Below are 12717 nucleotides of genomic sequence, written 5' to 3' on the forward strand. Positions count from 1 at the left end.
CGCGCTCCTCGGCCGCATGCAAAGGTGTCCTTGCTGCATCCGGCTCATCAAAGGGCGCGACCCGCCGATCCACTTATGACACAGTAAGACTAAAGCGCGATGAGATTGGGTTGAATCGTCATCGCGCCTTGGCTCTTTGTTTGAGCATGATCTTTTCGGAAAACCGCTTCGCACTTTTCCGGATCATGCTTTAGCGCGCCGTTCCGATCAGATCGTCTGCGCCTGCTTGCGAATCTCGTTGGCAAGCGGCCGCAGGGAATCGCCCCAGCGCGGCCCCACCAGGGAGTAGCCCGTACCGCCGTCGGCCCACGAGAAGCCCGCGACGTCGCCACCCGAATGCGCGGCCATCGGCGCGTTCTGGTCTGACGTCATCGGGCGGGTGAGAACCACAAGCCGCTCGCCGCGATCGTCGTCGTACATGAACATGGCCGCAGGACCGTGCGCAGTCGGCACCACGCGTCCGCCCATGAAACGGTATCCGGACTTGCTCAGATCAGGCAGCTTGACCGGCTGGCGCAATCGGCTGGAAACCCACGCTGCAAGTTCCGTGCTGTCACGCAGCTCCACCGGCCTTGTGTGGTCGGAGGCGTACACCTTGTAGGAATCGCTGGCCTCCTCGGCAAGCGCTTCGAGCCCGCCGGCCGGCGCAAGCGTTACGCCGCGGATCATCCATCCACCGAGGCCGCCGATCGAGAGCATCAGCATCGCTGCGATGGCCCAGCGCAACGACGAGGGGCGGCGGCGCGGGCTCTCGATCATCCTGGCGAGGTTGAGCCGCGGGGGCAGCGGCTCCTCGGCGATCGGCAGCAGCGCCGATCGCAAGAGGTTACGCTCATCGGAGTAGGCGGCGATGCGCTTGGCCACGTCCGGATGCTTGTCCAGATAGGCACGGACCTCGGCCTCGCGTTCCGGCTCGAGCGCGCGATCGACATAGGCGTGCAGATCGTCTTCTGTAATGGGTCGGTTGCTCATGTCTTGTTCCGCAATTGCACGACATTATGATCCCGGTCGCCGGGAGTCCCCTCCAGTTCGTGATGCAGCCGCTCGCGGGCGCGCGCGAGGCGTGACATCACCGTGCCAATGGGCACCCCAAGCACCTTCGCGGCATCGGCGTAGGACAAATCCTCAACGCCGACGAGCAGCAGCACCGCACGCTGGTCATGCGGAAGCCTGGCGAGCTTCGCCGTGACATCGCGATACATTACCTTGTGCTCCTGCGCCGCTTCCTGGCCGAATGCATCCTCGTTGGTTTCGTCGATCGCGACATGAACGCCGCGCACCGTTGCGCGGCGAAACTGGTTGATGGCGAGATTATGCAGGATCGCGAACAGCCACGGGCGCGGATTGTCCGACCGCCGCTGCTCCCAGTGAATGACGGCGCGTTCCAGGCAATCCTGCACCAGGTCGTCGGCCGCGGCGTGATCGCGGACCAGGGCCCGCGCATACCGCCGCAAGGCGGGTATCAGCGGCTCGACCAGGTGCAGCATGTCGCTCATGGCGCTTGGACCTGGACGACCGCGCCGAGTTTCGCCGGCTCGCCGGCTACGATGACGAGGTAGCGTCGCTCCGCCCTGGCCGCGCTCTGCACGATCTGCCGGATCGGACCGGCCGCGTTGACGATCGCGGAGCCGGCCGGATTGGTCATGAAGGCTGCCAGCGGCTCCACCATGCCGCCACCGTCAGCGTGTTCGGCCAATCCCAGCACGTAGCGCTGCTTCGGCTCGAGCCCGGTCACGGAAGCCTGCAGCACCTGGATCAGGCCTTGATCGAACAGCGATACGCTGGTCGGCGGCTTCTCGTCCTTGGCTTGCTTTTTCGGTGCGAGCGCGAGGTGAGCGGCCTGGCCGGCGACGCCGAGGGCCTGCAGGTTCTGGCGATCTTCCGGATTTGGCGCGGCGTTCGGCACATAGACGATCGCCTGCGGCGCCTGGCCGATCGGGATATTGGCGATCACCTTATTGGTCGCGGTGTCGATCGCGGCCAGCGCGTCGGCATTTTCGAGACCGACATAGACCCGCGTGCCGTCGCCGGACGGCCAGACGCCGTGCGGCAGATTGCCGACGGGAATGGTCGCGACTTGCGAGAAATCGCCGGTTCGGAACACCTTGACCTCGTTGGTGCCGCCGATGGTCACATAGGCGAAGGTCCCCTTTGAGGTACTGGCGAAATTGACGTGGTTGGTGATCGGGCCGCTGTCGATGGTCTTGATCAGGTTGAACGGCGGCTTGGCGTTGAACACCTGCGTCCTGCCGACATCCTTCAGCGTGAACCAGACCTGGTCGCCATCGGGCGACGCCGCGATGTTCGGGCAGAACGGGCTTTCCTGCTTCACCTTGGCGACGATCTGATGGTCTGCGACCGAGACCACGTCGGTCTCCGGATTGAACGACGAACAGATGTAGCCGTACTTGCCGTCGGGCGAGAAGATCTGCATGCCGGGTCCCGCGGGCACCTCGATGCGCGTCGTTTCCTTGAAGCTCTGCGCGTCGATGACCGAGATGTAATTCTCGCCGCGCACGGTGACCCATACTTCCTTGCCGTCGGGCGTGAAGAACGCCTCGTGCGGTGACCGCCCGATATAGGTGACGTGCTTGACCGCGTTGGTTGCCGTGTCGATGAAGCTCACCGAGTTCGAACCGATCGAGACCACCGCGAGGGTGCGGTGGTCGGGCGAATAGCCCATGCCGTGGACCAGCACCTGGCCCTTGTAGAGCGGGCTGAAATTGCCCGGCTGCGGGTCGCCGAGCCGGATCACGCCGAGCAGCTTGTTGTCGGCCGGGTCGGTGACCGACACCGTGTTGGAGAACTGCTCGGCGGCGTAGACGCGATCGTGATGGCTGACCGGAATGTCGGGCGCGGACGCAGCGCCCGGCGCCTGTCCGGCGAAAGCAGGGCTCGACATCGCCAGCACGGTCGTGGCCAGCAGGCTCTTGAGGATTTGACGGTTCATCGTTTGAGGCTCCTAGTTCTTCATTCCGTGGGACATGTTCATATGATCGTGAGCGGCAGGCGCCGGGGTCTGCTGTGTTGGGGCGGGCGCGGACGCCGTAACCGGATCTCCGATCGCGAGCTTCATGGCGTCGATCTCCTGCTGCTGCTCGACGATGATTTCCTGCGCGATCCGGCGCAGCTGCTCGTTCTTGCCGTAGCGGAGCTCGATTACGGCCATGTCGATCGCGCCCTGATGATGCGGCTGCATCATCGCGACGAAGTCGCGGTCGATGTCGCCGCTCGGCTTGGCCGCCATGTCATTCATCATCTTGGTCATCGCGGTATCGTTTTCAGCAAGGAAGGCGCTCTCTTCGGCCGTCTGCCCGGTCTGGACCGGATGATGGTCGTCATGCGCGAAAGCAGCCGCCGCAACTGCAAAAGCAAGCAGGGCGGCGCCGGCGAGCGGCGCGAGGCCGGACTTAAGGAATCGAGGAAGCATTTGCGTTCACCCTGGGAGTTGTCGGGGAGGCCCGAGCGGTTACGGGCTTGGGCCGGCTTGCATGGGTGGGACGCAGCAGCGTGAGTTCTATTCCGTCGTCAGGCAGATTCTTGTCGATCACGACTTGCTGATCGCCGGAATGATCCGTTTCGGCCGGGGCAGCCGATTTGCGATCCGCAAGCCACTGGCTATAAGAAGGAATTCCGGTTTCGATCGACCGGTTCCACCATCCTCCCTGCGCAAATCCTCGCGCCAAGAAGGCCAAAATGTCCGCCAAGATCGATCCGATCACCCGCTCCGTCGTCCAGCACCGCCTGTCGTCGATCGTGAAGGAGATGGGCGAAGCCATGCTTCGCACCTCGTATTCGCAGATCCTCAATTCCAGCCGCGATTTCTCGCTGGCGATCTGCGACACCAACGGGCGGCTGATCGCGCAGGCCGACCACATTCCGGTTCATGTCGGCGCCTTGCCCTGGGCGACGCTGGCGGTCGAGGAGCGCTTCAAGGATGTCGCGCCCGGCGACGTCATCCTGCTCAACGATCCCTACCAGGGCGGCAGCCATCTGCCCGATCTCACTGCCTTCGTGCCGGTGTTCGACGGTGGCAAGCGGCTGCTCTGGACCATCGTGCGCGCGCATCAGAGCGATATCGGCGGCGCCACCCACGGCGCCTACAATCCAGCCGCCACCGAGATCTATCAGGAAGGCATCCGCATTCCGCCGATCAAGCTCTACGAGGCCGGCAAGCCGCGCGAGGATCTGCTCGACCTGCTGGCTTTGAACATCCGCAACCCCAGGGAATTCCGCGGCGACCTCGCCGCGATGCTGGGCGCTGCGCATCTCGGCGAGCGCCGTGTCGCAAAACTGTTCAGCGAGTTCGGCGCGGAGACGGTCGAAGCCGCGATCGAGGCCATTCTCGATGCGACCGAGCAGCAGACCCGCGCCGTGGTGTCCGCCTGGAAGGACGGCGTGTTCTACGGCGAAGCTCTGCTCGACGATGACGGCCACGGCCGCACCGACATCAAGATCGCCGCCAAGGTGACCAAGAAGGGCAGCGACATCGAGGTCGATCTCACCGGCTCCGATCCGCAGTCGACCAGTTTCGTCAATTCGTCACACGCCAACATGCAGGCAGCGGTCGCGATGGCCTTTGCCTATCTGATCGACGCCGACATTCCGAAGAACACCGGCGCGCTGCGGCCGCTGAAGGTGGTGGCGAAGCAGGGCACGATTGTCTGGGCCGATCCCGGCCGTCCCGTCACCTTGTGCACCAGCCATCCCTCCAACGAGATCGTTGAAGCCATCATCAAGGCGATGTCGGCGTCCTGTCCAGATCGCGTCATGGGCGGGTGGGGGCGCCGCTTCCGCATCGCGATCCAGGGCGAGGACCCGCGCAACGGACGCAATTTCATCTGGCACATGTTCCAGGCTCGGCCCGGCGGCGGCGCCTCGCCGGGCGGCGACGGTTATTCGTCGATCGGCGAATGGCACTCGGTCGGCGGTCTCAAATTCGGCAGCATCGAGGTGGCCGAGGTGCGCTTTCCCCTGCATTTCCGCCAGCACGAATTCCGGCCGGACTCCGGCGGCGACGGCCAGCATCGCGGCGGGCTTGGCGTCGCGCTCGACATGGTGCTGGAGACGCAGAAGCCGGCCAAGGGCAACACCGCCGGCGACGGCGCGCGCCATGGTCCCTGCGGCATGCTCGGCGGCAAGGACGGCGAGCCGCATCATTACCGGCTGCTCTCGGAAGGCCGCGCGCCGCGCGTGTTGAAGACGAAGGAAGTCGGCATCGAGCTGCGCCCCGGCGACTGCCTCGAGATCCGGTCCTCCGGCGGCGGCGGCTGGGGTCCACCCGAGAAGCGCTCGGCGGAAGCGCGGGCGCGCGATCTTGCGCAAGGTTTGGTTTCGAAAGCGGTGTAGGGCAGCGATGTATACGATTGGGGTCGACGTCGGCGGCACTTACACCGACCTGGTTGCGACGGATCAAAGCGGGCGCACCGTGTTCGCGAAATCGCCGTCCACGCCGGCCGATCAGTCGATCGGCGTGATGGCGGGACTGGAAGAGCTGGCGCGCCGCCTCGGCGTGACGCGCGCGGCGATGCTCGCCGCGACCGATCGCCTGGTGCACGGCACGACGGTTGCGACCAATGCGCTGCTCGAGCGCAAGGGCGCCAAAGTTGCGCTGCTGACCACCGAAGGTCATCGCGACGTCGTCGAGATGCGCGAGGGGTTGAAGCCGGACCGCTACGATCTGCGCACGCCGCCGCCCGAGCCGCTGGTGCCGCGCGAGCGCCGCTTTGGCGCGCGCGAGCGGCTGAAGGCCGACGGCAGCGCTGCGGTTGCGCTCGATGCCGCCGCGCTCGGCGACGTCATCGCGGAAGTGAAACGTTCGGGTGCGAATTCCGTCGCGGTCTGCTTTCTGCATGCCTATCTCAACCCGGCGCATGAGCTTGCCGCCGTCGAGCAACTGGCGAAGGAGCTGCCCGACGTCAGCGTGTCGCGCTCGAGCGACGTACTGCCGCAGATCAAGGAATATGAGCGTGTCTCGACCACAATCGTGAACGCTTATGTCGCGCCGACGGTGCGACGCTATCTCACCAATCTGGAGCGTAGCCTGCATGAGGCGGGCTTCAAGGGCTCGCTGTTCGTCGTGCTGTCGCATGGCGGCATGGCGCCGGTGGAGGAAGCCTCGCGGCTCGCCGCGGGCACGGTGCTGTCGGGGCCGGCCGGCGGCATCTCCGGCAGCCGCCGCTGCGCCGAGATGCTCGGGATCCCCGATCTCGTGCCGTTCGACATGGGCGGCACCTCGACCGACATCTCGCTGATCGCAGATGGCCAGGCCTCGCTGTCGGCGGATGGCATGCTCGCCGGCCAGCGCATCGCGCTGCGCAGCCTCGACATCGCCAGCATCGCCGCCGGCGGCGGCTCGATCGCGAGCGTCGACGGCGGCCGCACGCTGCGGGTCGGGCCGGAGAGCGCGGGCTCGGTGCCGGGACCGGCCTGCTACGGCAATGGCGGCACGGCTGCCACCGTCACCGATGCCAATGTCGTGCTCGGTTATCTCGACGCCGCCGCCTTCATGGGCGGCGCGCGGCCGCTCGACCGTGCGGCGTCGGAAGCCGCGGTGGACCGGATCGCCGCAGCGCTCGAGCTGTCGCGGATCGAGGCCGCCGCCGGCATCTACAAGATGATCAATCTGAAGATGGCCGACGGCATCCGCCTGATGACCTTGCGCCGCGGCGTCGATCCGCGCAAATTCGCGCTGCTCAGCTTCGGCGGCGCCGCCGGCATGCACGCCGCCGAGGTTGCGCGCGAGCTCGAGATCAAGCGCATCATCGTGCCGACGGTCGCCTCTGTGCTTTCGGCCTGGGGCATGCTGACCAGCGATCTGCGCTACGAGGTCAGCCGCACCCATTACGGCACCGGCCGGATTTCCGCCGACGAGGTTCGCGCCTTGTTCGCCGGGCTGGAAGAGCAGGCGGCGGGGCGGCTGCGCGACTGGTTCAAGGGCGATATCGGCATCGAGCGCTCGGCCGAGATGCGCTACGGCGAGCAGGTGTTCGAGATCGACGTGCCGCTCGGCGAGCTCGATCTCGGCGCCGCCGACCTGGTGGCGCAGATCGAGGAACGCTTCCATCGCCGCCACGAGGAGCTCTACACCTATGCCTCGCGCGGGCAGGAGGTGGTGTTCGTCAACGCCCGAGTTGCCGCCGTCGGCAAGGTGGCGCGCGGCAGCAGTGATGCCAGAAAGGCCAGCTCGGCTGCGCCCTGCGCGCCGCGCGGCAAGCGGCAGGCCTGGTTCGGTGCCTGGCGCGAGGTGCCGGTCTACGCGCTCGACGATCTCGGGCCGGCCCAAGCGCTGGCCGGTCCCGCGATCATTGAGGCCGAAACCACGACCGTCCTGGTCGACAGCGGCGACCGCGTCGCGGTCAACCCGCTGGGCTGGCTCGATATAATATTGCGCTGATCGTCAAGTCGGAACTGCACTCCCTCTCCCGCTTGCGGGCAGGGCTATCGCATGTGCGCTCGATCCCTCCACAGACTCGTCATGCCCGGCCTTGTGCCGGGCATCCACGTCTTGGTTTCCGCGCGAAAAAGACGTGGATGGCCGGGACAAGCCCGGCCATGACGATGTGGAAATAGCGCCGCCAAGCTTTTCGCTGCCATATGCGATTGCCCTGCGCTTGCGGGGGAGGTGAAAGAAGGCCTGCCTCCGCCATCAACATTTCATTTTTCCGGCATTGGCTTGGGCGATAAACTCCGCTCGCTCGGGAGGAGCGCCGGCCTGGTGCCGGCGCGTTTGTGGCGATGTTGATGCAAACAAAAAGACAAACTGCGCTTTCGATATCCCTCGTCCTCGCAGCTGTCCTCGCGGCGGCGCCGTTGCGCGCGCAGCTGGCGCAGACGGCGGCGGCCGGCAACGAGATCCGCATCGGCAACGTCATGCCCTATACCGGGCCGCTCGCCGCGTTCGCGACCATCGGGCGGGCGGAGGCGGCCTATTTCGACATGGTCAACGAGCATGGCGGCATCAACGGCCGCAAGGTCAGGTTCGTCTCGGTCGATGACAGCTCCAATCCGAAGATCGCGATGGAGCAGACCCGCGATCTCGTCGAGAAGCAGGATGTGCTGTTGATGTTCGGCTCGTTCGGCACGCCGAGCAACCTCGCGGTCCGGAAGTACCTCAACGAGAACAAGGTCCCGCAGCTGTTCGTCGCTTCCGGCGACGAGGCATGGGCGCATCCTGCGACCTTTCCCTGGACCATGGGCTGGCAGCCGACCTTCCGCGCCGAGGGGCGGATCTACGCCAATTACATCCAGGCCGCCTATCCCTCGCGCAAGATCGCGGTGCTCTGGCAGAACGACCAGTTCGGCCGCGACCTGTTCAAGGGATTGCAGGAGGGGCTCGGCGACACCGCCGGCATGATCGTCGCCGATCTCGCCTTCGATGCATCGGAGACCGCGATCCAGAACCAGATCGGAATTTTGAAGAACTCCGGCGCCGACATCCTGGTGTTCGACGGCGCGCCGGCGATCGCGGCGCGCGCGATCCGCGTCGCCGCGGACCTCGACTGGCATCCGGTGTTCATCCTCGACAATGCGTCGGCCTCGATCGCCAGCGCCTTGCGGCCGGCAGGCCTGCAGAATTCGCTCGGCGTGATCTCGACCTCGTTCCTCAAGGATGCCGGCGATGCCTCCTGGAAGGACGATCCGCAGATCAAGGCGTGGCTCGCCTTCATGGACAAGTATTATCCCGACGGCGATAAGGACGACATCTACGCCGTGTTCGGCTACGCCGCCGCCGATACGCTGATGCAGGTGCTGCGCCAGTGCGGCGACGATCTGTCGCGCGAGAACATCATGCGGCAGGCCGCGTCGCTGAAGGATTACCAGAGCCCGATCGCGCTGCCCGGGATCGTGATCAACACCGGACCGAAGGACTTCCGCCCGATCAAGCAGATGCGGCTGGTGCAGTTCGACGGCAATGCCTGGCAGCCGATCGGCGACGTGATCGACAGCGCGTTCACGGCGGTGCGCGAGGATAATTGAGGGCCGTTGAGTTGGGTCATGCGTCGTCCCGGCCTAGTGCGCAATTGCGCACGGGGGGCCGGGACTCATTACCCCAACTGCGCATTGTTTTGCTCTGCTGGGGCGATAATCCCTTACACACCAGGCAGCGGTGGTTATGGGTCCCGGCCTTCGCCGGGACGACGATGGGGTGTGGGCCGGCGCAACAAACGCCTACTTCTTCAATCCATAATTCAGCAGCCCGCCCTTGTTCTTCGGCGGGTGCGCGCGCAGGCCTTCCTCGTTCGGCTCGGTGCCCCAGCCCGGGCGATCCGGGATCACCAGATGGCCGTCGACGAATTCAGGCACGTGGGTGAACAGCGCGTGGTCCCAGGCCAGGCGATCGATGTCCGTCTCCATGATGCGCAGGTTCGGCACTGCGGCGCAGAAATGCGCGTTCATCATGGTGCAGAGGTGGCCGTAGAAATTATGCGGCGCGACGTTGACCTCGAAATGCTCGGCGGCGGCGGCGACCTTCATCGACTGCCAGACCCCGTTCCACGGCGTGTCGATGATCGCGACGTCCATCGCCTGCTCGGTGAAATAGGGCAGGAACTCGCGCAGGCCGAGCAGCGTCTCGCAGGATGAGATCGGGTGCGGGCTCTGGCGGCGGATGTAGCCGAGCGCCTGCGGGTTGAAGGTGTCGATCTCGACCCAGAACATGTCCATCTTCTCGATCGCGCGCAGGATCTTGAGATAGCCCTCGGTCTTGGCGTTAAAGTTGAGGTCGAGCAGGAGATCGACATCCGGCCCCGCGCCGTCGCGGATCGCCTCCAGGTGCATGCAGAGATTGCGCAGCACGGTGCGGTCGATATTGATCTCGGGCTGGAACGGCGAGCCGAAGCCGGGGCGCCAGCCTTGCGGCTTGCCGTCGGTATAGACGAAGATGTTGGTCTTCATCGCCGTGAATTTCTTCTCGCGCACTTCGGCCCCGATCGCCTTGACGCCGTCGAGATCAGTGATCGCCGGCTTGTACCAGTCGGGATGATTGATGCGCCAGGTCGCGCAATGCGACCAGTAGACCCGCACGCGGTCGCGGATCTTGCCGCCGAGCAGGTCGTAGCAGGGCACGCCGAGCGCCTTGGCCTTGACGTCGAGCAGCGCGTTCTCGATCGCCCCGAGCGCCAGCGCCACCACGCCGCCGGCGGCAGGGCGCGTCGCGGCGAACAGCTCGACATGGATCCGCTCGTGCTCGAACGCGTTCTTGCCGACCACCCGCGCCGACAGCCGCTCGATCGCCGCCGTCACGCCGGGCGCGCCGAAGCCCTCGTCATATTCGCTCCAGCCGACCAGCCCGTCCGTCGTCGTCACCTTGACGAAGTGATAATTCCGCCAGCCGGCATCGCAGGCGAGCGTCTCGACGCTTTTGATTGTGGTGGATTTGCTCATGGTTTCCTGCCCGGTTGTTTGTTGCTGTTGGCGGGATACCAACAACGGATCGGCGGACGCGTCAATTCGCGCCAGGGCAAGGCGACAATGCGTATTGGCAAGGCGGCACTCGCCTCTTCGTTCACCGTCACCCTGAGGAGCGCGCTCTTGCGCGCGTCTCGAAGGGCGACGGCCCGGCTCTTTCCGCATGGATCTCGCGGGGCCGTGCATCCTTCGAGGCTCGCAAGAGCTCGCGCCTCAGGATGACGGGACAAACATCTCGGTGTCAGGCCGGAACAATGTCGGCCTTTGCCGTTCGAAGGTCTTGCGGCCGTGCTTGAAGCCCATCAGCACGTCGGGCAGCTCGGCGATGGCGTTGGTTCCGCTGTCGGTATCGAGCACGACGATGTCGGCGGGGTTGCCGACCGCAATGCCGTAATCCTTCAGGTTCATCAGCCGCGCCGGCAGATCGGTGACGAGATCGAGGCAGGCGTCGAACTCGCCGATCCCGGCATGCGCCGCATTGGCGTAGAGATTGGCCATCCGCAGCAGCGAAGCATCGCCGAACGGCGTGAAGGGATTTTGCACATTGTTGGTCGCGACCGAGCACAGCACGCCATCGGCGACGAGCCGGTGCGCGGCGGTCAGCCCACGCGGCGCGTTGTGGGTGGCGTCGCGGCCCATCAGATAGAGATCGGTCGCCGGCAGCACGGTGACCGCGACACCGGCCTCGGCGAGCCGAGCGCCGGCTTTCTTCAACCGATCAGGCGGCAGCGCGGAGAGTTTGGTGGCGTGCCCGATGGCGACGCGCCCATGATAGTTGCGCCGCTCGGTCTGCCGGCAGACCTCCTCCATGTGCCACCAGGAGGGATCGAGGTCGAAATCGAGATGCAGGTCGACGTCGACATCGAACTCCTGCGCGAGGTCGAAGATGCGTGCGATATGCGCGTTCGGATCGCTGTCGACATAGGGGCAGCCGCCGACCGCCTCGGCACCGTCGTTGAGCGCCGCGACCAAGAGCTCGTCGGCGCCGGGATCGTTGGTCAGGCCCTCTTGCGGAAAGGCGCAGAGCGAGAGGTCGAGCGCCCAGGCATAGTCGCGTTTCAAGGCCTTGACCGCCTCGAAGCCGCGCAGCCCGATCCTCGGGTCGATCTCGACATGCGTCCGCATCCGCGTGGTGCCCGCCGTGATTGCGCGCTCGATCACTTTTGAGCCGCGCGCAAAGACATCCTCGACCGTGAAGTCGCGCTTCATCGCCGACACCGCGCGGATCGCCTCGCCGAGGCTGGCGTGATCGTGGCCGCAGCGGCCGAGCAGGCAGGCCTTGTCGAGATGGATATGGGTGTCGACGAAGCCGGGCAACGCCAGCCGGCCGTTGAGGTCGACTTCGACCGCCTCGCACACGAGGCGCGGCGCGATCGCGGCGATCCTGCCGCCGGCGATGCCGATATCGACCGCGGCGGCGGAGCTGCGCGTCACGGCATTGCGGAAGACGAGGTCGAAGGCAGGTTTCGCGATCATCGGCGAGCAAACATCAGGATGGTTTCAGCCTAGCGGAGGGGCGAGGATCCGGCAGCACCAGATTGTGTGCAGTTTTATGGTACGATTGTCTAAAAAATATGCATACACTTTGGCGGGCAGATTGTAGAGTCCTGATTATCCCCGGAGGCCCGCCATGTCCGCACCCGCCAAAGCCGATGCCCGTCCGATGTCCGATGCCGAGATCGTCGAGGCCTATTTGACGGCGTCGATGATCCCCGATCCGGATGCGGCTGCGGCCTATATGAAGCCGGGCACGGTGATCACCTTCACCGGCGGGCGCAAATTCGACCATCCGCGCGGGCCGACCGGCTTCAACGCGAAGCGCTATCGCTGGGTGAAGAAGAAGATGGACCGCTTCGATGTCTGCCCCGGCACGGACGAGACCGTCGTCTACAGCGTCGGCACGCTCTACGGCGAATGGACCGACGGCACGCCGTTCGAAGGCAACCGTTATGTCGATCGCTTCGTGGTGCGGGGCGGGCAGATCGTCAAGATGGACGTCTGGAACGACAGCGCCGAGCGGATTTTGATGCAGCGGGGGATCGAGGCGTAGGAAGCGGTGCCACTTCTCCCTCGCGCCGCTCTTGCGGGGAGAGGGTCGGGGTGAGGGGCTGCATCCGCGAGTATCGGCCGCGGATAGACCTGTACCCCCTCACCCGGATCGCATCTGCGATGCGATCCGACCTCTCCCCGCAGGCGGCAGGGGTGTCCGGGGAATGATTCACTGTGTCGCGGTGCATGCTCGGCAGGACCGAGGCAAATCGGTCTTTTCTGATTGTCGAGACACAGAGGGCCGAGCATGCGATATCG

11 protein-coding genes are annotated in these 12717 nt (G+C 65.4%); 5 read left to right on the forward strand and 6 right to left on the reverse strand.

Annotated features, from left to right (window positions below):
- A partial coding sequence (locus ACZBJS_RS40725; protein ID WP_463440189.1) for a hypothetical protein occupies positions 1-194 on the forward strand: 194 nt, incomplete at its 5' end.
- A 13-nt stretch (positions 195-207) separates the two neighbouring features.
- On the opposite strand, the gene ACZBJS_RS40730 is transcribed toward ACZBJS_RS40725, so the two are convergent.
- From ACZBJS_RS40730 to ACZBJS_RS40745, 4 genes are read right to left on the reverse strand one after another with little or no spacing between them, the layout of a single operon-like run.
- Positions 208-972 (reverse strand): anti-sigma factor family protein, encoded by a 765-nt coding sequence (locus ACZBJS_RS40730; RefSeq protein ID WP_463440190.1) that lies wholly within the window; start codon positions 970-972, stop codon positions 208-210.
- Positions 969-1496, reverse strand: coding sequence for a sigma-70 family RNA polymerase sigma factor (locus ACZBJS_RS40735; protein ID WP_463440191.1), 528 nt, complete (start codon positions 1494-1496; stop codon positions 969-971). The genes ACZBJS_RS40730 and ACZBJS_RS40735 overlap by 4 nt, the downstream gene beginning before the upstream one ends.
- Positions 1493-2950: a YncE family protein gene (locus ACZBJS_RS40740; RefSeq protein WP_463440192.1), complete on the reverse strand. Its 1458-nt coding sequence runs from the start codon at positions 2948-2950 to the stop codon at positions 1493-1495. The genes ACZBJS_RS40735 and ACZBJS_RS40740 overlap by 4 nt, the downstream gene beginning before the upstream one ends.
- A gap of 12 nt (positions 2951-2962) precedes the next feature.
- Positions 2963-3430 (reverse strand): DUF305 domain-containing protein, encoded by a 468-nt coding sequence (locus tag ACZBJS_RS40745; RefSeq protein ID WP_463440193.1) that lies wholly within the window; start codon positions 3428-3430, stop codon positions 2963-2965.
- A gap of 266 nt (positions 3431-3696) precedes the next feature.
- On the opposite strand from ACZBJS_RS40745, the gene ACZBJS_RS40750 reads away from it, so the two are divergent.
- From ACZBJS_RS40750 to ACZBJS_RS40760, 3 genes are all read left to right on the forward strand, one after another.
- The gene (locus tag ACZBJS_RS40750) at positions 3697-5349 is read left to right on the forward strand and encodes a hydantoinase B/oxoprolinase family protein (protein WP_168858917.1); all 1653 of its coding nucleotides are present in this window, start codon (positions 3697-3699) and stop codon (positions 5347-5349) included.
- 7 nt (positions 5350-5356) lie between these two features.
- On the forward strand, positions 5357-7396 hold the full coding sequence (locus tag ACZBJS_RS40755; protein ID WP_463440194.1) for a hydantoinase/oxoprolinase family protein: 2040 nt from the start codon (positions 5357-5359) through the stop codon (positions 7394-7396).
- 347 nt (positions 7397-7743) lie between these two features.
- Complete coding sequence (locus ACZBJS_RS40760) at positions 7744-8979, forward strand: ABC transporter substrate-binding protein (protein WP_168858915.1); 1236 nt, start codon at positions 7744-7746, stop codon at positions 8977-8979.
- A gap of 192 nt (positions 8980-9171) precedes the next feature.
- Here ACZBJS_RS40760 and ACZBJS_RS40765 read toward each other — a convergent pair whose 3' ends face one another.
- Both ACZBJS_RS40765 and ACZBJS_RS40770 read right to left on the reverse strand, forming a co-directional pair.
- Positions 9172-10386: a mandelate racemase/muconate lactonizing enzyme family protein gene (locus ACZBJS_RS40765; RefSeq protein WP_463440195.1), complete on the reverse strand. Its 1215-nt coding sequence runs from the start codon at positions 10384-10386 to the stop codon at positions 9172-9174.
- A gap of 237 nt (positions 10387-10623) precedes the next feature.
- The gene (locus tag ACZBJS_RS40770) at positions 10624-11886 is read right to left on the reverse strand and encodes an amidohydrolase family protein (protein WP_463440196.1); all 1263 of its coding nucleotides are present in this window, start codon (positions 11884-11886) and stop codon (positions 10624-10626) included.
- Between the two features lie 154 nt (positions 11887-12040).
- Here ACZBJS_RS40770 and ACZBJS_RS40775 point away from each other — a divergent pair, with 154 nt between their 5' ends.
- The gene (locus ACZBJS_RS40775; protein WP_076824328.1) at positions 12041-12460 is read left to right on the forward strand and encodes a nuclear transport factor 2-like protein; all 420 of its coding nucleotides are present in this window, start codon (positions 12041-12043) and stop codon (positions 12458-12460) included.
- The last annotated feature ends 257 nt before the right edge of the window (positions 12461-12717 follow it).

This window comes from Bradyrhizobium sp. KZN70725 (assembly GCF_055264925.1).

Coding starts and splice junctions, on each gene's coding strand:
- ACZBJS_RS40745 (WP_463440193.1), bottom strand. CDS start 3,430: ATGCTTCCTCGATTCCTTAAGTCCGGCCTCGCGCCGCTCGCCGGCGCC.
- ACZBJS_RS40770 (WP_463440196.1), bottom strand. CDS start 11,886: ATGATCGCGAAACCTGCCTTCGACCTCGTCTTCCGCAATGCCGTGACG.
- ACZBJS_RS40730 (WP_463440190.1), bottom strand. CDS start 972: ATGAGCAACCGACCCATTACAGAAGACGATCTGCACGCCTATGTCGAT.
- ACZBJS_RS40760 (WP_168858915.1), top strand. CDS start 7,744: ATGCAAACAAAAAGACAAACTGCGCTTTCGATATCCCTCGTCCTCGCA.
- ACZBJS_RS40775 (WP_076824328.1), top strand. CDS start 12,041: ATGTCCGCACCCGCCAAAGCCGATGCCCGTCCGATGTCCGATGCCGAG.
- ACZBJS_RS40735 (WP_463440191.1), bottom strand. CDS start 1,496: ATGAGCGACATGCTGCACCTGGTCGAGCCGCTGATACCCGCCTTGCGG.
- ACZBJS_RS40750 (WP_168858917.1), top strand. CDS start 3,697: ATGTCCGCCAAGATCGATCCGATCACCCGCTCCGTCGTCCAGCACCGC.
- ACZBJS_RS40755 (WP_463440194.1), top strand. CDS start 5,357: ATGTATACGATTGGGGTCGACGTCGGCGGCACTTACACCGACCTGGTT.
- ACZBJS_RS40765 (WP_463440195.1), bottom strand. CDS start 10,386: ATGAGCAAATCCACCACAATCAAAAGCGTCGAGACGCTCGCCTGCGAT.
- ACZBJS_RS40740 (WP_463440192.1), bottom strand. CDS start 2,950: ATGAACCGTCAAATCCTCAAGAGCCTGCTGGCCACGACCGTGCTGGCG.